The 19,029-nt window shown below is 67.1% G+C and carries 15 protein-coding genes and 2 pseudogenes; 7 read left to right on the forward strand and 10 right to left on the reverse strand.

Going from position 1 to position 19,029, the window contains the following annotated elements:
• Positions 1-792 (reverse strand): SGNH/GDSL hydrolase family protein (locus ACAM49_RS30725; protein WP_369639054.1); only part of this gene is annotated, 792 nt, incomplete at its 3' end.
• 229 nt (positions 793-1,021) lie between these two features.
• A complete protein-coding gene (locus ACAM49_RS30730; RefSeq protein ID WP_369639055.1) occupies positions 1,022-1,375 on the reverse strand; it encodes a VOC family protein in 354 nt (117 codons plus the stop codon).
• 192 nt (positions 1,376-1,567) lie between these two features.
• Between ACAM49_RS30730 and ACAM49_RS30735 the strand changes: the two are divergent.
• Positions 1,568-3,454, forward strand: a pseudogene (locus tag ACAM49_RS30735) (glycoside hydrolase family 15 protein); the annotation flags it as partial.
• 54 nt (positions 3,455-3,508) lie between these two features.
• On the opposite strand, the gene narI reads toward ACAM49_RS30735, so the two are convergent.
• From narI to ACAM49_RS30765, 6 genes are read right to left on the reverse strand one after another with little or no spacing between them, the layout of a single operon-like run.
• Positions 3,509-4,240 (reverse strand): respiratory nitrate reductase subunit gamma, encoded by a 732-nt coding sequence (narI, locus tag ACAM49_RS30740; RefSeq protein WP_369639056.1) that lies wholly within the window; start codon positions 4,238-4,240, stop codon positions 3,509-3,511.
• Positions 4,237-4,869, reverse strand: a complete 633-nt coding sequence (gene narJ, locus ACAM49_RS30745; protein ID WP_369639057.1) for a nitrate reductase molybdenum cofactor assembly chaperone — start codon at positions 4,867-4,869, stop codon at positions 4,237-4,239. The genes narI and narJ overlap by 4 nt, the downstream gene beginning before the upstream one ends.
• The gene (gene narH, locus ACAM49_RS30750) at positions 4,866-6,464 is read right to left on the reverse strand and encodes a nitrate reductase subunit beta (RefSeq protein WP_369639058.1); all 1,599 of its coding nucleotides are present in this window, start codon (positions 6,462-6,464) and stop codon (positions 4,866-4,868) included. Before narH ends, narJ begins: the two co-directional genes overlap by 4 nt.
• Positions 6,464-10,150 carry a nitrate reductase subunit alpha gene (locus ACAM49_RS30755; protein WP_369639059.1) on the reverse strand — a complete coding sequence of 1,229 codons (3,687 nt, stop codon included), beginning with the start codon at positions 10,148-10,150 and terminating at the stop codon, positions 6,464-6,466. Before ACAM49_RS30755 ends, narH begins: the two co-directional genes overlap by 1 nt.
• Before the next feature lie 41 nt (positions 10,151-10,191).
• Entirely contained in the window at positions 10,192-11,232 is a 1,041-nt protein-coding gene (cydB, locus tag ACAM49_RS30760; protein WP_369639060.1) for a cytochrome d ubiquinol oxidase subunit II, read from the reverse strand.
• Positions 11,233-11,241: 9 nt separating this feature from the next.
• Positions 11,242-12,705 (reverse strand): cytochrome ubiquinol oxidase subunit I, encoded by a 1,464-nt coding sequence (locus tag ACAM49_RS30765; protein ID WP_369639061.1) that lies wholly within the window; start codon positions 12,703-12,705, stop codon positions 11,242-11,244.
• Positions 12,706-12,929: 224 nt separating this feature from the next.
• Here ACAM49_RS30765 and ACAM49_RS30770 point away from each other — a divergent pair, with 224 nt between their 5' ends.
• The 4 genes from ACAM49_RS30770 to ACAM49_RS30785 all read left to right on the forward strand — a co-directional run bounded on the left by ACAM49_RS30770 (position 12,930) and on the right by ACAM49_RS30785 (position 16,429).
• Positions 12,930-14,288, forward strand: a complete 1,359-nt coding sequence (locus ACAM49_RS30770) for a YhgE/Pip domain-containing protein (RefSeq protein ID WP_369639062.1) — start codon at positions 12,930-12,932, stop codon at positions 14,286-14,288.
• A gap of 25 nt (positions 14,289-14,313) precedes the next feature.
• Positions 14,314-14,766 carry a nitroreductase family deazaflavin-dependent oxidoreductase gene (locus ACAM49_RS30775; protein WP_369639063.1) on the forward strand — a complete coding sequence of 151 codons (453 nt, stop codon included), beginning with the start codon at positions 14,314-14,316 and terminating at the stop codon, positions 14,764-14,766.
• Positions 14,767-14,848: 82 nt separating this feature from the next.
• Positions 14,849-15,811: a tellurite resistance/C4-dicarboxylate transporter family protein gene (locus ACAM49_RS30780; RefSeq protein ID WP_369639064.1), complete on the forward strand. Its 963-nt coding sequence runs from the start codon at positions 14,849-14,851 to the stop codon at positions 15,809-15,811.
• A 45-nt stretch (positions 15,812-15,856) separates the two neighbouring features.
• The gene (locus tag ACAM49_RS30785) at positions 15,857-16,429 is read left to right on the forward strand and encodes a hypothetical protein (protein WP_369639065.1); all 573 of its coding nucleotides are present in this window, start codon (positions 15,857-15,859) and stop codon (positions 16,427-16,429) included.
• On the opposite strand, the gene ACAM49_RS30790 is transcribed toward ACAM49_RS30785, so the two are convergent.
• Positions 16,426-17,466, reverse strand: a complete 1,041-nt coding sequence (locus ACAM49_RS30790; protein WP_369639066.1) for an isopenicillin N synthase family dioxygenase — start codon at positions 17,464-17,466, stop codon at positions 16,426-16,428. The two genes, ACAM49_RS30785 and ACAM49_RS30790, sit on opposite strands and share 4 nt — an antisense overlap.
• Positions 17,467-17,596: 130 nt before the next feature.
• Between ACAM49_RS30790 and ACAM49_RS30795 the strand changes: the two genes are divergently transcribed.
• Positions 17,597-18,187: a helix-turn-helix domain-containing protein gene (locus tag ACAM49_RS30795; RefSeq protein WP_369639067.1), complete on the forward strand. Its 591-nt coding sequence runs from the start codon at positions 17,597-17,599 to the stop codon at positions 18,185-18,187.
• Between the two features lie 88 nt (positions 18,188-18,275).
• Positions 18,276-18,788, forward strand: a complete 513-nt coding sequence (locus tag ACAM49_RS30800; RefSeq protein WP_369639068.1) for a nitroreductase/quinone reductase family protein — start codon at positions 18,276-18,278, stop codon at positions 18,786-18,788.
• 89 nt (positions 18,789-18,877) lie between these two features.
• On the opposite strand, the pseudogene ACAM49_RS30805 reads toward ACAM49_RS30800, so the two are convergent.
• Positions 18,878-19,029, reverse strand: a pseudogene (locus ACAM49_RS30805) (TetR/AcrR family transcriptional regulator); the annotation flags it as partial.

Below are 19,029 nucleotides of genomic sequence, written 5' to 3' on the forward strand. Positions count from 1 at the left end.
GAAGAGGCCCTCGACCCAGCGGGTGCCGGTGGGGCGGCAGGCGTCGTGGCCGACGCTGCCGGTGTAGGTGTCGACGAAGTCGATTCCGGCCTTCGCGGCGACCCGGGCGAGCATGGTGTCGAGCTCGATCAGCTTGTGGCCCAGCCAGTTCGCGTCTTCGTCGGTGATCGGGATGTGCGGGTAGCAGCCGGTACCGGGGGAGACTCCGGCGAGGTAGTCGATGAGGAGAATGCGGGCGTGGGGGGAGCGGTCGCGGACGGCGGTGATGGTGGCGGCGACCTTCGGCTCGGCGGTGCGGATGGCCGCGGACATGGCGTCCTCGCCACCGGCGGCGGTGCGCATGCGCGCGCAGTTCGAGAGGTGCGGTGAAGTGGTCAGACAGGTGGGCACGATGGCGGCCAAACCAGCGTCATTGCCGCCGATTTCGAGGGTCACCAGATCGGTGTCGGGCGTGAGGCGGTCGAACTGCGGGGGATTCACGGTGCCGTCCGGCAGGGCCTGCGGCTCGCTCAGATCCGTGGTCACCGCGGAGGCGCAACTGGCGTCGCGGAATTGGGCCACCGCCAGCGCCTGCGCCACCAGCTTGGCGTAGGAGGTCGCACTCTGCGCGCAGGCCAGCGGCACGAATTCGGCGCTGACCCCGGTCATCGCCGCGTCCGCGGCCCACGAATCGCCGAGTGCCACATATTCGCGGATGGGCTGCTTCTCCGTGGGCGGCTTGGCGCCCGCCGGAACCATCGTGGTGAGTGCCGCCGCGGCGAAAGTCACGGTCAGGCACACCGTTGTGCGCATCGATCCTCCTGGGCAGAAGGGCGACCGGAATGGCCGCCCACATGATCGCTGAAGATTCGCTGACGCGCAGTGAAGCATGACGACCGCGCAACCCCGCGGACCGACACGGGATGTTTGCCCCGATCGTTCGGAAATCCCGACTCGGACAATCGTTTTCGGCGATTGCTCCGGTTCTACTGGATTGCCTGGTTCATCACGAATGGTCGATGTCTCAGTAGTAGTCGATGTCTCAGTAGTACTGGACCAGACAGAATTCGTGGCCCTCCGGATCCACCATCGCGACGACCACACCCTCGTCGTAGTCGTGGCGCTCGCCGGTGTGGCCGCCGCCGAGCGCGAGCACCTGCGCGATGGCCTGCTCGATATCGTCCACCGCGATGTCGAGATGCAGGCGCACCTTGCCGCGCTTGGGCTCCGCGACCGGCTGGAAAACCAAGCGGGGCAAGGGATCATCGGGATGGCCGAGATAGATCCAGCCGGGTTCGGAGGGGCCGGGCGCGCGCTCCAGCAGCGCGCTCCAGAAGGCCGCCACCCGTTCCACGTCCAGGCAGTCGATGGTCACTCCGACCCAGCGGTTCGCCATGTCAGAGTTTCGCACGGCCGCGCACTCGCGGCGCGGGATCCTCGGGTCTCGGGTGCTGACATCGGAGGCGGCGATTGCCGAGCCGGTGGTTCGGCGCGCCGTGACCGTCGGGCGGACGCGGCGGGTTTCGATGAGGGCATGCAGACTTCCGCGTCGGGTTCCGGGGCCGTGTCGTCCGTCGATGAGCAGGTGTTTCCGGCGATCGACGACTACGCGTTCCTGTCGGATTGCGAGACGAGCTGTCTGATCGCGCCGTCGGGGGCGGTGGAGTGGATGTGCTTGCCGCGCCCGGATTCTCCGAGTGTGTTCGGGGCGCTGCTGGATCGGGGCGCGGGGCATTTCCGGCTCGGGCCCTACGGTGTCGCGGTGCCCGCGGCGCGGCAATACGTGCCGGGCGGGATGGTGCTCGAGACCACCTGGCAGACCGAGACCGGTTGGCTGGTGGTGCGCGATGCCCTGGTGGTCGGGCCCTGGCACGACACCGCGGCACGGAGCCACACCTATCGCCGCACGCCGCGCGACCTCGATGCCGAGCATGCCCTGGTGCGCGTGGTGGAATGCGTGAACGGCGTGGTGGAGCTGGAACTGAGCTGTGCGCCGGCCTTCGACTACGACCGGGCTCCGGCGACGTGGACCTACACCGGCGCGGTGTACGAGCAGGCCACGGCGACCGGGGCAGACGGCGATGGACCCGCATTGACCTTGACCACCGATCTGAAGCTGGGTCTGGATGGTCGCCTCGCGAGCGCGCGAACCCGGATGGTGGAGGGGGACCGGGCCTTCGTGGCGCTCTCCTGGTCGGAGTTGCCGCCGCCGCGCACCTTCGACGAGGCCGAGCGAAAGCTGCACGCCACCAATGACTTCTGGCGGCAATGGCTCACGCTGGGTGAGTTCCCGGATCATCCGTGGCGGCGCTATCTGCAGCGCAGCGCGCTGGCGCTCAAGGGGCTCACCTACGCCCCGACCGGGGCGCTGCTGGCCGCTGCCACTACCTCGCTGCCGGAAAGTCCGGGTGGCGAACGGAATTGGGACTACCGCTACAGCTGGGTGCGTGATTCGTCGTTCGCGCTGTGGGGGCTGTACACGCTCGGCTTCAATCGCGAGGCCGACGACTTCTTCGCCTTCCTGCACGATGTCGCCATCGGCGTGGACGGCAATCCGCTACCGCTGCAAGTGCTCTACGGCATCGGCGGCGAACGCGAGATCACCGAATCCGAACTGCCGAATCTGCACGGTTATGGCGGAGCGCGCCCGGTGCGGGTGGGCAATGCCGCCTATGACCAAGTGCAGCACGACGTCTGGGGCGTCATCCTCGATTCGGTCTACATCCACGTCAAATCCCGAAACGAGGTGCCGGAAGCGCTGTGGCCGATGCTGCGCACCCAGGTCGAGTCGGCCATCGCGCAATGGCACGAACCCGACCGCGGCATCTGGGAGATCCGCGGTGAGCCACAGCATTTCACGTGTTCGAAGGTGATGTGCTGGGTGGCGCTGGACCGCGGCGCCCGGCTCGCCGATCTGCACGGCCAGCACGAGCACGCCGAGCAGTGGCGGCGGATCGCCGCCGAGATTCACGCGGATGTGCTCGCGCACGGCGTGAACTCCGACGGCGTGTTCACCCAAACCTACGGTGGCACAGCCCTGGACGCGTCCCTGCTGCTGGTGCCGCTGATGCGATTCCTGCCGCCCGAGGATCCGCGCGTGCGCGCCACCGTCCTCGCCATCGCCGACCACCTGACCGTCGACGGCTTGGTTCTGCGCTACCGCACCGACACCACCGACGATGGCCTCTCCGGCGTCGAGGGCGCGTTCACCATCTGCTCGTTCTGGCTGGTGTCGGCGCTGGTCGAGATCGACGAACTGACACGTGCGCGGGAACTGTGCCACCGCCTGCTCGGCTACGCCAGCGACCTGCAGCTCTATGCCGAGGAGATCGATCCGCGCACCGGCCGTCACCTGGGCAACTTCCCGCAGGCCTTCACCCACCTCGCGCTCATCAACGCCGTCACCCACGTCATCCGCGCCGAACAATCCACCTCCGGTCTCGACGCGGGCCGCTTCCGCTCCGCGCACGCGTAAGGCACTGCCGCCCAGGAATTTCCGGCGCACCCGCGTACCGTCGCGATCGAGGTGTCAGCGTCCGGCGTCGATGCGCTCCCAGCCGCGGCGCGGGGGACGCTCACCCAGTACTCGCGGGTCGCGGCTGCGATAGACGATGTACGGGCGGAACAGATATTGCACCGGCGCGCTGAACATGTGGACCAGGCGGGTGAACGGGAGCAGAGCCAGCAGGAACATGCCGATCACGGCGTGCACGTGGAAAGCCAAGGGGGCCTGCGCCATCAGATCGACGTCCGGGTGGAGGGTGAAGATGCTGCGGGCCCACGGCGCGATCGTGGTGCGGTAGTCGTAGCCCTCGTCGAAGCTGGCATGGCTGAGCTTGGCGTACATGCCGCTGAGGATCGCGGCCACCAGCACCAGGTACATGAGTTTGTCGTTACGGGTGGTGCCGTGGAAGACGGCGGTGTTGGTGCGGCGCCGGTAGATCAGCATGCCGATGCCGAGCACCGCGAGCGCGCCCGCGGCGGTGCCGCCGATCAGCGAGAGCAGGTTGTAGGCGTGCTCGTCGAAGTGGATGGCGTCGGTCCAGGAGGCCGGGATGAACAGGCCCATGATGTGCCCGACGAACACGAACAGGATGCCGTAGTGGAACATCGGCGACGCGATCTTGAGCAGCCGGGATTCGTGCAGCTCCGAGGAACGGGTGGTCCAGCCGAACTTGTCGTAGCGGTAGCGCCAGGCCAGGCCGGTGGCCAGCAGGCCGATGGTCAGGTAGGGGAGGGCTCCCCACAGGAAGGTGTTCATCGATGCTCTCCCGTCAGCAGTGGCAGCATTCCGAGGTGTCCGTAGGGTTCGAGGCCGACGGTTTCACGCGGCGGGCCGCTGCGCGCCATGGCGCGCGCGGAGGCCCGGTCGGTCGGCGACGCCCCGGGCAGGGTCGCGCAGACGCTCTCGAGGACCGAGGCGTAGGGATTTCCCTTCTCGGACAAGGCGATTCGAAGCAGCTCCAGCGCCGGACGATGCTCGATCAGCAACGCGTCCGTACGGGCGAGCGCGCAGAATTCGAGGACGGCGGGCAGGAAGTCGGGCAACTCGTCATCGGCGAAGTCGAAGCCGTGGGCGCGGTAGTGCTCCTTGAACCGCACCAGAGCGACCCCGCGATTGCGGGTGTCGCCGTCGGTCCACCAGGTCAGGTACAGGCTGTGGCGGTTGGTGAAGTCGAAGGTGTCGACATAGGCGGCCGTGCGCTGATCGGCGGTGAAATCGGCGGTGGCGGACAGGAATTCGCGAAGCCCGCGCGCCGCCGGATGCCGCACCGCCTGTAGCGCCGCCTCGAACGAGCCCAGATCCGCCACGAACTCCGCCCCCGGATACGCCAGGCAGGCCGAGGCCACGCGATAGATCAACGCGACCTCGTCGTCGCTCCGGCTCACCGCCCCTCCTCGACCGTGTCCGCGGTCTGCTGCTTGCGCATGGCGTGGAAACTCTCGATGGTGACCAGCGGCAGCGACTTCCGCCCCGACCCGCCGCCGAACGGCCCGTCCTCCGACATGCCGGGCCCGCCCTCGTAGTCGAGGCTGCACCCGCTCTGCAGCACCGACTCCTCCAGTTGATGCGCCTCGGTCATGGCGGCGGTCGGAATCACGTACCGGTCTTCGTATTTCGCGACGGCCAGCAGGTGGAACATCTGCTCGAGCTCCTTGGCGGTCATGCCGACCGCCGCCGCGGTCTCCTCGCCGACGATCCGCCCGAGATTGATATCGGCCATATGGGATCGCATGGCCGCCAGCCGATCCAGGCTCGCCCGCACCGGCACCGGATCACCGGCGGTGAACAGCTCGGCCAGATACTGGACCGGAATCCGCAGCGCGTCGATGGCGCCGAACAGGTTGCCCGCGTTCTCGCCGTCGAATCCGCTGTCGGCCACCGCGTCCACCACCGGCGACAGCGGCGGGATGTACCAGACCATCGGCATGGTCCGGAATTCCGGATGTAGCGGCAGCGCCACCCGGTACTTGCTGATCAAGGCGTGCACGGGGGACCGGCGGGCGGCCTCGAGCCATTCGTGGGAGATCCCGTCGCGTTCGGCGGCGCGGCGCACCTCCGGGTCCTCGGGGTCCAGGAACAGATCCAATTGCGCTTGGTAGAGCTGTTTCTCGTCACGGGTGGCCGCCGCGGCGGCCACCTTGTCGGCGTCGTAGAGCAGCACCCCGAGATACCGGAGCCGCCCCACGCAGGTCTCCGAGCACACCGTGGGCAGGCCCACCTCGACGCGCGGATAGCAGAAGGTGCACTTCTCGGCCTTGCCCGTCTGATGATTGAAATAGATCTTCTTGTAGGGGCATCCGGTCACGCACTGCCGCCAGCCGCGGCACTGGTCCTGATCCACCAGCACGATGCCGTCCTCGACGCGCTTGTAGATCGCTCCGGACGGGCAGGCGGCCACACACGCCGGATTCAGGCAGTGCTCGCAGATGCGCGGCAGATAGAACATGAACGACTCTTCGTAGCTGAAGCGGATCTTCTCGCCCACTTCCTCGCGCATCTTCACCACATTCGGGTCCTCGGCCCCGTGCTCGGCGATGCCGCCCAGATTGTCGTCCCAGTTGGCCGACCATTCCACGGCCATCGGCTCGCCGGTGACCAGCGAGCGCGGCGGCGCGACCGGATAGTCGTCACCCAGCGGGGCGTCGGTGAGATTGCGGTAGTCGTAGGTCCACGGCTCGTAGTAGTCGCGCAGCGTCGGCATGACGGGATTGGCGAACAGGCTCAACAACTTCCAGGTCCGCGACCCCTGCTTGAGCTTCAGCTTGCCGCGCTTGGTGAGCGTCCAGCCGCCCTTCCACTCCCGCTGATCCTCGTAGCGCCGCGGATACCCCTGCCCCGGCCGGGTCTCGACATTGTTGAACCAGGCGTACTCCATGCCCGAGCGATTGGTCCACGTCTGCTTGCACGTGACCGAACAGGTATGGCAGCCAATGCATTTGTCGAGATTCATGACCATCGCGATCTGTGCCATCACGCGCATCAGTAGCTCACCTCCTGGCTGCGACGGCGGATCACGGTGATCTCGTCCCGCTGATTGCCCGTCGGGCCGAAATAGTTGAACGACCACGACAATTGGGCGTAGCCGCCGATCAGATGGGTGGGCTTGAGCAGCACCCGGGTCAGCGAATTGTGGATGCCGCCGCGGCGGCCGTTCGTCTCGGACTTGGGCACATTGACCGTGCGCTCCTGCGCGTGGTTCATGTACACCAACCCGGCCGGAATACGCGGGGAGACAATGGCCCTGGCCACCACCACGCCATTGCGGTTGACCGCCTCGATCCAGTCGTTGTCGGCCACCCCGATGGTCTCGGCATCGGCCACCGACATCCAGATCACCTGTCCGCCACGGGAAAGCGACAGCATGAACAGGTTGTCCTGGTACTCGGAGTGGATCGACCACTTGTTGTGCGGGGTCAGATAGCGGACCGTCACCTCGTTCTGCCCGGTCGGCCCGAGCGCCGGTTCGCCGAAGAGCCGCTTCATATCCAACGGCGGCCGGTAGGTCGGCAGCGCCTCGCCGAGCTCGTGCATCCAGTCGTGGTCGACGAAGAAATGCTGGCGGCCGGTCAGGGTGTGCCACGGCTTGAGGTGCTCGGTATTGAGGGTGAACGGCGCGTAGCGTCGCCCGCCCGCCTCGCTGCCCGACCACTCCGGCGAGGTGATCACCGGCACCGGGGCGGCCTGGGTCTCGGCGTAGGTGATGCGGACGGCTTCCTTCTCCTCCGCCAGATGCGCCATCGGCTGACCGGTGCGCTGCTCGAGGGTCTTGAACAGCTGCACCGCGAGTCGCCCATTGGTGGTGCCCGACAGCGACAAGATCGTATTGGCGGCCTTGAGATCGGTGTCCATGGCCGGGCGGCCCGCCGCGACCCCCTCGGCGACCACGCCATTGAGCGCCCGCAGGTAGTCGATCTCCTCATCGGGGTGCATGACGATGCCCTTGGCCGGGAGTCCGAGCTTCTCGACATTCGGGCCCAGCGACGCGAATTTCGTTCCGACGGCGGTGTAGTCGCGTTCGACCACGGCCAGCGCGGGCATGGTGACGCCCGGTATCGGCTTGCAGTCACCGGCCTTCCAGTCCAGCGCGACCCCGCCCGGCTGCCCGATCTCCCCGGCGGTGTCGTGCTGAAACGGCGTGGCCACCAGGTCATGTCGGGTATCGAGGTGTCCCTTGGCCAGTTCGCTGAGCCGCGACGCCAGATCGTAGAAGGCCTCGAAGTCGGTGCGCGCCTGCCACGGCGGGCTCACCGCCGGGGCGAAGGAGTGCACGAACGGGTGCATATCGGTGGAGGACAGGTCGTGCTTCTCGTACCAGGTCGCCGCGGGCAGCACGATATCGGACAGCATGGTCGAGGAGGTCATGCGGAAGTCGATGGACAGCAGCAGATCGAGCTTGCCCTCGGGTGCCTCGTCGTGCCAGACGACGTCACGCGGCCGCGCGTCCGGCGGCGCTTCCTCGGCGCGCAGCGAGGATTGCGTGCCCAGCAGGTGTTTGGTGAAGTACTCCGCGCCCTTGGCGGAGGAGCCCAGCAGGTTGGCGCGCCACAGCGTCATCACGCGCGGCCAGTTCTGGGGTGCGTCGGGGTCCTCGGCGGCGAAACGCAGTCGGCCCTCGCGCAATTCGTCCGCGACGTACTGCGCCGGTTCCTTGCCCGCCTCCCGCGCCTGATCGACCAGGTCGAGCGGGTTGCGGTCGAAGGTCGGATACGACGGCATCCAGCCCATGCGCGCGGACTGGGCCAGCACGTCCGCGCCGGTCATGCCCTGGAACCGGCCGGTGCCCAGAGGTGATGCCATCACGTCGGCGCTGAACTGGTCGTAGCGCCACTGGTCGGTATTGGTGAAGAACCATGCGGTGCCGATCATCTGGCGCGGCGGCCGCGACCAGTCGTTGGCCGAGGCCAGCGTCGCCCAGCCGGTCACCGGCCGCACCTTCTCCTGGCCGACGTAGTGCGCCCAGCCGCCGCCATTGCGGCCCTCGCAGCCGGTGAGCAGCAGCAGCGACAGGAAACAGCGGTAGATGGTCTCGGAGTGGAACCAGTGATTGGTGCCCGCGCCCATGAGGATCATGCAGCGGCCCTGGGATTCCTCGGCGATGGCCGCGAACTCGCGGGCGATCTTCACGGTGCGCTGCGCGGGGACCGAGGTGATCCGCTCGGACCAGGCCGGGGTGCCCGGAGTCTCGGCATCGTCGTAGGAGGCGGGCCACTCGCCGGGCAATCCGTCGCGGGCGACGCCGTATTGGGCCAGCAGCAGATCGAAGACCGTGGTGACCACGGGCCCGTCGGTGGTGAGCCGCAGCGCCGGGACACCGCGGCGCATGGTTTCCCCGCGACCCTGGCCGTGCGCGCCGCCGTCGGTGTCGAAGCGGGTCAGCAGCACCTCGACACCGGCACCGCGGTCGTGGAGGGAGAGCAGGGGATCGATTTCGCCGAGATCGAGATTCCAACGGCCCTTACCGGATTCGTTCCACCGGAACCCCACCGAACCGTTGGGCACGGCGGGTGCGCCCGTATTCCGGTCCAGCACAACGGTTTTCCACGCCGCACCCTCGTCGCTGTCGCCGAGATCGGCGGCCCGCACGAATTTGTCCGGCACATAGGCGCCGTCGCGCTCGACCAGCGTCACCAGGAACGGCAGATCGGTGAACCGGCGCACGTAGTCGTCGAAGAACGGCACCTGCCGGTCCACGAAGCATTCCTTGAGGATCACATGCCCCATGGCCATGGCCAGCGCGGCATCGGTGCCCGGATGCGGATGCAGCCATTCGTCGGCGAACTTGGCATTGTCGGCGTAGTCGGGAGCGACGACCACGACCTTCTGCCCGCGATAGCGGGCCTCCGCCATCCAGTGCGCGTCCGGTGTGCGGGTCACCGGGACGTTGGAGCCCCACATGATCAGATAGGCCGCGTCCCACCAGTCACCGGATTCCGGGACGTCGGTCTGGTCGCCGAAGACCTGCGGCGAGGCCACCGGAAGATCTGCGTACCAGTCGTAGAACGAGAGCATCGGCGCGCCGATCAAACCCATGAACCGGGCGCCCGAGGCGTGCGACACCATCGACATGGCCGGGATGGGGGAGAACCCCGCGATGCGGTCGGGACCGTAGTTCTTGATCGCGTGCACGTGTGCGGCGGCGGCGATCTCGACGGCCTCGGTCCACTCCGCCCGCACCAGACCGCCTTTGCCGCGCGCCCGCTGATAGCGGCGGCGACGCTCGGGATCGTTCTGGATGTCGGCCCACGCCAGCACCGGATCGCTCAGCCGCGCCCGCGCCTCGCGGTACATCTCCAGCAGCACGCCGCGCACATACGGATACCGCACGCGCGTGGGCGAATACGTGTACCAGGAGAACGCGGCCCCGCGGGGGCAGCCGCGCGGCTCGTACTCGGGGCGGTCCGGCCCGACGGAGGGATAGTCGGTGGCCTGGGTCTCCCAGGTGATGATGCCGTCCTTGACGTACACCTTCCACCGGCACGAGCCCGTGCAGTTGACGCCGTGGGTGGAGTAGACGATCTTGTCGTGGCTCCAGCGGTCGCGGTAGAAGACATCGCCCTCGCGGCCGCCGACGATCTGTTCGCTGTGCAGATCCGCCGCGGGCTTCCCGGGCCGGAAATAGCGCGCCGAGCGCAACAGCAGAGCTCCGGTCTCCCCGGGTCCCGTCATCTACGAATCCCTTTCCTCGATAATGTTTTTCGCGGCGGCGGTCAGGGCCGCACGGACAGTCCGATCGGGGCGGGAATCTGCTCCACGGTGAGCCGCTTGCGGAACACCCAGTAGGTCCAGGCCTGGTAGACCAGCACGACCGGGACCAGAGCCACCGCCACCCAGCTCATCACCACCAGCGTGTAGTGGGTCGAGGACGCCGACACGGTGCCGTTGCGGCCGTCGACGGTGAGGCTGTAGGCGTCATTGATGGTGGAGGGCAGCACATCCGGGAACAGCGACCCGAACAGCAGTACAGTGGCCGCGACAATAGTGACCGCGGTGCCGGTGAAACCCCACCCGTCGCGGCCCTTGACCGCTCCCACCGCGGTGACCACCAGCCCGATCACGGCCAGCACCAACGGAATCCACGTCCAGCCCTTCCCGTAGGCGAACTGGGTCCACAGGCCGAAGGCCGCGACCACCAGCGCGGTCGGCGGCAGCAAACGCAGCATCGCCAGGCGCGCGTCCTCACGCACGTCGCCGCCGGTCTTCAACGAGACGAACACCGCGCCGTGCAGCAGGAACAGCAGCAGCGTGGTCAGTCCGCCGAGGATGCCGTACGGATTGAGCAGATCGAACAGATTGCCCTCGATCTGGCGGTGAGCGTTCAACTTGACGCCGCGCACGATATTCGCGAACGCCAAACCCCAGGCGAGAGCGGGAATCCAGGAACCGAGCGCGATGCCGATATCGCACCAGCGCCGCCACTTCGGATCATTGATCTTGCCGCGCCATTCGATGGCGCAGGCCCGCGCGATCAGACCGACCAGGATCAGCAGCAGCGCCAGATAGAACCCGGAGAACAGGCTGGCGTACCACTCCGGGAAGGCCGCGAACATCGCGCCGCCCGCGGTCAGCAGCCACACCTCGTTGCCATCCCACACGGGGCCGATGGTGTTGAGCAGCACCCGCTTCTTCACCTCGGAGCTCCGGCCCAGGATGGGCATGAGCATGCCGACGCCGTAATCGAAGCCCTCCAGCACGAAATAGCCGGTGAACAGGACCGCGACCAGGAGAAACCAGAACTCGGGCAGACTCATCCTCGGCTCCTAGTAGGCGAAGGAAAGCTTCTCGACGGAGTCACCGGCGGCCGGTGTGGGCGAATCCGCGTGCGCCGGTTCGGGTCCCGCCACCACGTAGCGGCGCATCAGGTAGAACCAGGCGACCGCGAGCCCGCCGTAGAGCAGGGTGAACACGATCAGCGAGGTCAGCACCGTGCCCGCCGAGATACCGGACACGCCCTGCTGCACGGTCATTCGCAGCGCCTGATCGCCGGTCGGGTTGGGCGCGACCACCCAGGGCTGGCGGCCCATCTCGGTGAACACCCAGCCGGAACTGTTGCCCAGGAACGGTGTCACGATCGCCAGCACGGACAGCCAGGAGAACCAGGTCTGATCCGGGATCCGGCCGCGGCGGGTGACCCAGAATCCGGCCAGCGCCAACAGGATCGAACCGGCCATCCAGGTGATCATGGCGCGGAAGGACCAGTAGGTGACGAACAGATTGGGCCGGTAGTCGCCGATGCCGTACTTCTGGTTGTAGTCGACCTGAAGGTCTTTCACGCCCTGCAGCGTGACGCCGGTGAAGTCGCCGGTGGCCAGCCACGGCAGCACATACGGCACCTCGATGGCGTGGTCGACGCTGTCGCAGTTGTTGTGGGTGCCGACGGTCAGCACCGAGAAGTCCGGATCGGTTTCGGTGTGGCACAGCGATTCCGCCGAGGCCATCTTCATGGGCTGCTGCTTGAACATCAGCTTGCCCTGGGAGTCTCCGGTGAAGATGATCACCACGCAGGAGATCAGCACCACCCACATGCCCAGGCGGGCCGCGGGCCGCCACATGGTGCGGGCGTCCTCGAGATCCTCGGGGCCGGTGGCCGCACGGGCCTGCTTGACCATCCACCAACCCGCCACGCCCGCGATGAAGGTGCCCGCGGTGAGGAAGGCTCCGGCCACCACGTGCGGGAAGGCGGCCAGGGTGGTCACATTCGTGATCACCTTCCAAATGCTGTGCAGTTCAGCGCGTCCGGACTCGGGATTGAACTCCGCGCCGACCGGATGCTGCATGAACGAGTTGGCGGCGATGATGAAATACGCCGAGGCGTTGACGCCGATCGCGACCAGCCAGATACACGCCAGATGCACCTTCTTGGGCAGGCGATCCCAGCCGAAGATCCACAGCCCCAGGAACGTCGACTCCATGAAGAAGGCGACCAGCGCCTCCATGGCCAGCGGCGCGCCGAAGATATCGCCGACGAAGCGGGAGTATTCGCTCCAGCTCATGCCGAACTGGAACTCCTGCACGATGCCGGTGGCGACACCGAGGGCGAAGTTGATCAGGAACAGCTTTCCGAAGAATTTGGTGAGCCGGAGCCAATGCTCCTTGCCGGTGACCACCCAGGCGGTCTGCAGGCCGGCGACCAGAGGGGCGAGGCCGATGGTGAGCGGGACGAAGATGAAGTGATAGACGGTGGTGATACCGAACTGCCAGCGCGCGACATCGACGACGCTCATTCGACCTCCTGCCGATCTCCGACATGGTGCGGAACATCAGTAATCCAGCCGACCGGTCTCCACCTCAACACGGCGGCACGGCAGCGCGCCGAAAATTTGCTGAATTGTAATCTGGTCCGCCGGTCTATCCCGAGTTCGCGGGAATTGCGAATGTAGGAAGCGAAACTCGCACTCCACGGCCGTGACAACCTGATTCGCTGGTCAGATGCTGCTACGGTTCCGCCGTGCCGACTACCGAGGGTGTGCGCGGGCAGGACCAGGTGCCGCAGCCAAAGCACCTGACACCGCAGCGATTCCTGTTCCCGGTGCTGATCATGACCTTCCTGGCCGCGCTGCTCGGGGTCATGTACCTGGACTACATCGTCGACCCGCAGAAGAACCTGCACGACTTCCCGATCGCGCTGGTGAACCGCGACGAGGGCGACATCCAGGGGCAGCCCGGTCAGGAGAAGCGGGTCAACTTCGGCGACCAGGTGGCCGAGGGGCTGCAGCAGGCCGTGCCCGCCGACCAGATCGATCTGCGCGTGCTCGGCATCAACGAGGCCGAGCTGCAGATGCGGAACGCGCAGATCTACGGTGCGGTCATCATTCCCGGCGACTTCAGCAAGCGGCTGGGGATTCTGGGCGTGGGCAGCATCGTGCCCGGCGATATCCAGCTGCCGACCATCACGCTCCAAACCAATCCGCGCACCGGCATATTCGCGACCACGGCCGTCGAACGGTTCGGCGAGCAGGCCCTCGACCAGGTGAACCAGCAGGTCGGGCAGCAGCTGCTCGCGACGGTGCGGGCGCAGCTCGCGCCGCCATCGGGGGATGCCGCGCCCGCGCCCGCGCTCAGCGGCGCCACCCAGATCGCGCTCGAACGGCCGCTGAACATCGTGATCGACCAATTCGATCCGCTGCCCACCGGAACCGGGCAGGGGCTGACGGCGTTCTTCTACGCATTGCTGCTGCTGATCGCCGGCATGGTCGGCGCGATGATCGTGCACACGCTCATCGATTCGGCGCTGGGATTCCTGCCGACGGAATGGGGGCCGTGGTATTTGAAGCCGGAATCGGCTGCCATCAGCCGGTTCAGCACCCTGCTGATCAAATGGAGTGCGGTGGCCGGGATGTCGGTCGTGGTGTCGGGGGCGTTGATGATCGTCGCGAACTGCCTGGACATGCCGATCGACCATCCGTTGCAGCTCTTCCTCTACGGCGCGCTCGTGATTCTCGCCGTGGGCGTCACCAGCATCTCGATCCTGGCCACCATCGGCTGGGCGGGTCTGGTGGTCAACGTGATCTTCTTCGTCATCCTCGGCGTCCCCTCCTCCGGCGGCACCGTCCCCCTCGAAGCCACCCCCAAATACTTCGGCTGGCTCTCCAGCTTCGAACCCATGCACCAGGTTTTCCTGGGTGTCCGCTCGATCCTGTACTTCAACGGCAGCGCCCAGGCCGGATTGAGCCGCGGCGTCTGGATGTCCGTCCTCGGCCTCGTCATCGGCGTTGTGCTCGGTGTCGTCGCCACCCGCGCCTACGATCGACGTGGCCTCGATCGGGCGGTGCGTGCGCCGGAAGGGCAAGCGGCTCCGGTGAATTGACCTCGCTTCGGCCTACCATCGGGGTATGGCCATTACCGATGTCGGTGCCAAGCTGCTGCGGACGCGCTGGTTCGTGCGCGCCCCGATCGGATTGTTCCGCGCCCGACTGGGATTCGTCTTCGGCGGCCGCCTGCTGCTGTTGGAGCACACCGGTCGCAAGTCCGGGCAGCCGCGCTACGTCGCGCTGGAGACCGTCGCCCGGCCCGATCCGGACACGGTGATCATCGCCTCCGGCTTCGGCACCGGCTCGCAGTGGTATCGGAATCTCGCGGCCGACCCGCACTGCCGGGTGACCATCGGTACCCGCTACCGCGCACCCGCGACCGCTCGCATGCTGACACCCGAGGAATCGAAACCGGTACTGGCCGAATACAAACGCGTGCACCCGGCCGCCTATCGCGAGCTGAGCGGCATCATCGAATCCGCCGTGGGCGGTCGCATCGACGATGTGCCGCTGGTGGAATTGCGCTTGCACTGATATTTGGATTCGGGCAATTCATAGGCAAATTGCTCGGCGCGCCGTTCGGACGCCCACAACGCCACGGGTTTCCATAGAACACATGGCACCTCGATCGTGGCGCGACCTACCGCCCGCCGCGGGCGCCTTCGTCATGGCGACCGGCGTCATCTCGATCGGGTTGCACCGCACCGGGTTCGAATGGCCGTCGCGGATACTGCTCGCCCTGGCGGGGGCGGTGTGGGCGCTGCTGGCCATCGACTTCGCCGTCCGATTCCTGAGCCAGCCCACGCGCTGGGTGAGCGAGGCCCAGACCCCGCCGGGGCTGAGCGGTATCGGGGCCACCACCGTGCTCGGCACCCGGCTCGCCCTGCTGGGCTGGCACACCGGGGCGTGGATCGCGCTGGGGCTGGCGGTCGTGTGGTGGCCGGTATTGCTGCGGGCGGTGATGAGGCACTGGAATCGGCGCATGCCGGGGGCCGAGTTCCTGGTCTGCGTATCGACTCAGGGTCTGGCGGTGCTGACTGCGACCCTGGCCAAGATCCACGACTCGCGCTGGCTCGCCATGGCCGCGGTCGCCTGGTTCTGTCTGGGGCTCGGGCTGTACGTGCTGGCGTTGACGCGCTTCGACTTCCGGCAGATCTGGTCGGGTGCGGGCGATCAATGGGTGGCCACGGGCGCGCTCGCCATCTCCGCCCTGGCCGCGGCGGTCACCGTCGATGTCCCCGGCTGGAAACCGGTCGCGCACGGCGCGCTGATCACGGCCGCCCTGACCTTGCTGATGCTCAATTGGGCGGTCTACTCGGTCCTGGTGGTCGCCGAGATCGCCAATCCGCGCCCGGGTTATGACATCCGCCGCTGGGCCACCGTGTTCCCGCTCGGCATGACGGCCGTCGCCACCCTCACCACCGGCGTCGTCGCCGACCTCACCGCCTTGCGCGTGGTCGGCCGCATCCTCTTGCTGGTGGCGGTCGTGGCATGGCTTGCCACGCTGATCGGATTCCTGAATCGGACGACGACACGCTGGCATTGGCAACAACCTCGCAAATCACCGTCGGGCACGTAATGATCGCACGGGAACGCCATACACCCACGACCGTTGGAGCCCGATATGAGCATTCGGTTGATCGCCTGGAGTGCTGTTGCGTTGATCCCGCTGGTCGCGGCCGCGGGATGTTCGGCCGGTCAGGAGTCGTCCAGCGAGAAGGGCACCACCCCGGCGGTATTCACCTCCAGCCCGCCGCCGTGCCCGGGCGGTGTCATCGCCGATGACGGGCTCGGGCCGACCGGGCAGCAGCCGTGCGCGAAGGAACACCACGCGGGCACCGTCGTCGAACTGGGCAAGCCGACCGAGGTCGAAGTGACGGCCGACTCCCTGGCCGGAAATCCCTCGCACAGCGGCGTGATGGGCATCTACGTGCCGCAGTCGTGGGGCGCGGGCGCCGAGGGGCTGGCCTGCACGGTGACCGATCCGTCGAATCAGCCTGTGGCCGTGACTCTTCCGAACCCGGGCATCGTCCAGCCCCAGGACCTCGACGGGCAGCCGTGGGTCACCGTCCTCACCTACACCGCGACGGCCGGCAAGTCGAAGGTGGACTGCCACGACGACGGCTCCGGACGCCTGCCGATGCATCAGGGCACGCTCGCGGTGCGGGTCATCCCGCTCGAGGTCGGCGGCTTCTAGGGCCGCTCGGTCGCGGCCAGGACGCGGGCGGCCTCGCGGGTGGCGCCGGTATTCGGTTGCAGCGCACGCGAACCCGCGAGCTTGGCGCGGATGTGGTCGGCGACGGTGACGGGCTCGTACTTGACGCCGTCGCCGACGCACGAGGGCAGGGTGGTGATGACGGCGTCGATATTGCCGTCGTGGAAGTAGGCGGCGCTGCGGCGGCGCTGGATGGTGCCGTTCACGATGGGCGGCTTCACCCGGTGCAGGGTGGACAGCCAGCGCTCATTGGTCCAGCGCGACATCAGGTCTCCGAGATTGACCAGCAGCGCGTCGTCGGCGGGCTGGACGTCGTGCCAGACGCCGTCGGCGCCGAGCACCTGCAGGCCGGGGGCTTGATCTGCCCACAGCACGGTCACGATGCCGTAGTCGGTGTGTTCGCCCATGCCGATGAGGTCGCCGTCGAGGTCGACCGTGCCGGGCGGGAGGGCGTAGTTGTTCATGCGCAGGACGTCGAGGGAGTGGTCGGTGAAGGCGTCGAAGTAGCCGGGCGGGAGATCGAGGGCGTCGGCGAAGGCGGTGGTGAGGGTGCGGGCCACCCGGGCGGCCTCGGTGAAATACGCCAGCACCGGGGGACGGAACTCGGGAGTCTCACGGGGCCAGAGGTTTTCGGCGTAGTCGTCGGCGGGGAGCTCGACGCCGGGGTAATCCGACAGCGCGGCACCGATATTGAAGGCCTCGAAGAAATCGTTCATGCGGGTGGCCGATTCGACGCCGAGGCTCAGGCTCAGGCTCTCGCTCTTGGGCGGGGAATAGCCGCGATTGATCTGCGGCGGGGTGCGGTACGCCTTCTTCGCCTCGAGCTCCAGCTCGAAGAAGGCATCGAGGGCGGCGGCGAAGTCGTCGATCACCCGGCGGGGGATGCCGTGGCCGATGATCTGCATGAATCCGACTGTGCGCGCGGCCTCGTCGATGCGGCGCGCCACCGCCCGACGCTCGGGCGCGCTGCCGCCTTCGACATAGGCGCCGAGGTCGATGACCGGAACCTGGAATCCCACCGATGCTCTCCGTTCTGATAAGTGACAGCAATCAGAATGCGGTCAGAATATCGCGACCGCGCGCACCCGTGTGACGATCGCGTGAAGTCTCTCCGCCCGCAACGGACTTCGATCAGGCACACTGACCGGTGTGAACGAACATGCGTCAGCGTCGGGATCGCCCGAGGAGGCCTGTCTCGCCGAACTGATCGGCGGGGTGATCCGCGATCTGCGTGAGAAGTCAGGGCTTTCGATGCGCGAACTCGCGAAACGCGCGGGCATCAGCCAGCCCTTCCTCAGCCAGATCGAACGCGGCGTCAGCGCGCCGTCGATGGTGACCACCTACCGCCTCGCCGCCGCCCTCGACGTCACCCCCGGCGACCTCCTGCCCACCCCCGCGGCCGACAAGGTCACCATCGTCCGCGCCGACGAGGGCGTCCGCATCCCCGTCGCCGACCGCCCCGACGCCGCGGTCGGCCGCGCCCTCCACATGCGGCCGAACAGCCCCCTGGAGGTCATCGAATACCTCATCGAGCCAGGGCAGTTCATTGGTGAGTGGTTCGAGTCCCGAGGCGTCTCCGGGATCTACGTCGTCTCCGGCCACCTCGACATCGAACTGGTCGGCGTCGGCCGAATCCGCCTGGGCCCACGAGATTTCGTCGACTACCCCGCCACCTTGCGCGACCGCTGGCACCTGGTCGACGACCAGCCCGCACACGTCCTGCTCGTCATCGCCCAGTGACACGGTGACACCGGGCGGCCGGCACCCCGGCGGAATTTCTCGTTGAACTAGGACCAGAACTGTCCTATCTCGCCGAGATACTCGAACCATGAGCGAAATCGAATCGACTGTGGGACAGCAAGTTCAGGGCGATATCACCGAGTACGACGATCCGAATGCGCCGTGGAACCAGGCGTGGGATCAGGAGGGTGGGATCGCGGACTGGAATGGCGATGTGATCAAGGAGTTCCGGGAGAACTCGGGCGAGGTGGGCGGCGCATACGCCGGCGGCGAGCTGATCCTGCTCACCACCACCGGAGCCAAGAGCGGTAAGCGGCATACGACGCCGTTGGGTCCGCTGTACCGCGACGACGTCATGTACGTGAGTTCATTCGTCGAGGACAAGTACCCGGCCTGGTGGCACAACATCCAGGCGAACCCGCAGGTCACCATCGAGCTGCGAGACAAGACCTGCCGGGCGACCGGCACGGTGCTCGAAGGCGAGGCTTACGACGAGTTCGCATCCTGGGTGCTGACCGACAATCCACTACTGGCCGATCTCCAATCCAAGATCGACCGCCCGATCCCCCTGGTCGTACTGACCCTCGACAGCGAGCGCTGACCCCACCCGGAACAATCCGACGAGAATGCGCTGGGGCACATGTCCTCTCGGCGTTTGTGTACCTGGATGCATTCTCGTCGAAAAGGTGGTCAGCCTAGGAGGTGGCCGGTGATTACTGGGGCGACGCGGGGGACGAGGGTGTCGACTGGTTCCGAGGCGATTGGTTCGACTTTCAGGATGTAGCGCAGGTAGGCGATGCCGAGGAGTTGCGCCATGGCCAGGTTGAGGCGTAGTTCGGGGT

It is taken from the genome of Nocardia sp. JMUB6875, from assembly GCF_041154655.1.
GTDB lineage: Bacteria > Actinomycetota > Actinomycetes > Mycobacteriales > Mycobacteriaceae > Nocardia.

What these genes read in the sequence shown, in the direction of transcription:
- ACAM49_RS30730 (WP_369639055.1), bottom strand. Translation starts at nt 1,375, where the DNA reads ATGGCGAACCGCTGGGTCGGAGTGACCATCGACTGCCTGGACGTGGAA.
- narI (WP_369639056.1), bottom strand. Translation starts at nt 4,240, where the DNA reads ATGAACACCTTCCTGTGGGGAGCCCTCCCCTACCTGACCATCGGCCTG.
- narH (WP_369639058.1), bottom strand. Translation starts at nt 6,464, where the DNA reads ATGCGCGTGATGGCACAGATCGCGATGGTCATGAATCTCGACAAATGC.
- ACAM49_RS30755 (WP_369639059.1), bottom strand. Translation starts at nt 10,150, where the DNA reads ATGACGGGACCCGGGGAGACCGGAGCTCTGCTGTTGCGCTCGGCGCGC.
- cydB (WP_369639060.1), bottom strand. Translation starts at nt 11,232, where the DNA reads ATGAGTCTGCCCGAGTTCTGGTTTCTCCTGGTCGCGGTCCTGTTCACC.
- ACAM49_RS30765 (WP_369639061.1), bottom strand. Translation starts at nt 12,705, where the DNA reads ATGAGCGTCGTCGATGTCGCGCGCTGGCAGTTCGGTATCACCACCGTC.
- ACAM49_RS30775 (WP_369639063.1), top strand. Translation starts at nt 14,314, where the DNA reads ATGGCCATTACCGATGTCGGTGCCAAGCTGCTGCGGACGCGCTGGTTC.
- ACAM49_RS30780 (WP_369639064.1), top strand. Translation starts at nt 14,849, where the DNA reads ATGGCACCTCGATCGTGGCGCGACCTACCGCCCGCCGCGGGCGCCTTC.
- ACAM49_RS30785 (WP_369639065.1), top strand. Translation starts at nt 15,857, where the DNA reads ATGAGCATTCGGTTGATCGCCTGGAGTGCTGTTGCGTTGATCCCGCTG.
- ACAM49_RS30800 (WP_369639068.1), top strand. Translation starts at nt 18,276, where the DNA reads ATGAGCGAAATCGAATCGACTGTGGGACAGCAAGTTCAGGGCGATATC.